This is a genomic window from Shigella sp. FC1967, from assembly GCF_001743005.1.
In the GTDB taxonomy this organism is placed as follows: Bacteria; Pseudomonadota; Gammaproteobacteria; order Enterobacterales; family Enterobacteriaceae; genus Proteus.
Genome location: NZ_MIIZ01001127.1, coordinates 1 through 740, shown reverse-complemented (window position 1 = coordinate 740; position 740 = coordinate 1). Strand labels below are relative to the sequence as shown.

Here is a 740-nt window from a genome sequence, read left to right as displayed (position 1 = left end):
GCTTCGGGATAACGAGTTAAAAAATCATTTTTCGGCTGGTCGCTGGATTCGCCAGAATTCTGCGACGAATGATCTGTTTCTGTTGTACTCTCTGAAGTAATCTCTGTTGTATTCTCTGTAAGAACAGGCCATTTTGACCCGTTCAGAACAGCGCATTTTGAACCGTTTGAAGGTTTCAATTTGCGCTTATCGATAAGGTCATTTTGAACTGTTCGATTAGATGAGTTATCACCGTTCGATTGGGTCATATTGACCTCATCGGTCAGCAAGTGGTGATCGTAGTTAATCGCATAATAATTAGTACGGTCATGGTTCGATTTATTGATTTGCTCGATGCGTAAAACGCCCTGCTTTTTCAAATTAGTAAAAGCACGTTTAATCGTTGATTCAGAGAAAAAAGGAAATTGATTCTTCCACTCTTCGACTGTGTTATAAATCCAGCGTGAGCCGTCATATTCAACACCTGAAGTAGTTTCAGTTAGCCAATATTGAATTTGCTGTAACAGCATCGCCTCATTTAAACCAAGACGTACCGCTAATTCAGGAATAACGACTAAAGGGCGACTTTTTAGTAATAATAAACTCATCTTGCCACCTCATTACTTAATACGTGTGTACTTCTCTTTAAATCGTTGTAAGGGTTCACATTGCGGATCGTCACAACCATCAAGCATAAAAATGACACGCTGTTTTTCTCTGTCATAACGAACAACATGAACAACGATACCTCGGTGATTTTT

The 740-nt window shown here is 39.3% G+C and carries 1 protein-coding gene and 1 pseudogene; both read right to left on the bottom strand.

Translation table 11 applies throughout. From position 1 onward, the window contains the following. Positions 1 to 587, bottom strand: a pseudogene (locus tag BHE89_RS19175) (replication protein); the annotation flags it as partial. A 12-nt stretch (positions 588 to 599) separates the two neighbouring features. Continuing rightward, positions 600 to 725, bottom strand: a complete 126-nt coding sequence (locus tag BHE89_RS19170) for a DUF4222 domain-containing protein (RefSeq protein ID WP_458694246.1) — start codon at positions 723 to 725, stop codon at positions 600 to 602. Positions 726 to 740 lie beyond the last annotated feature (15 nt).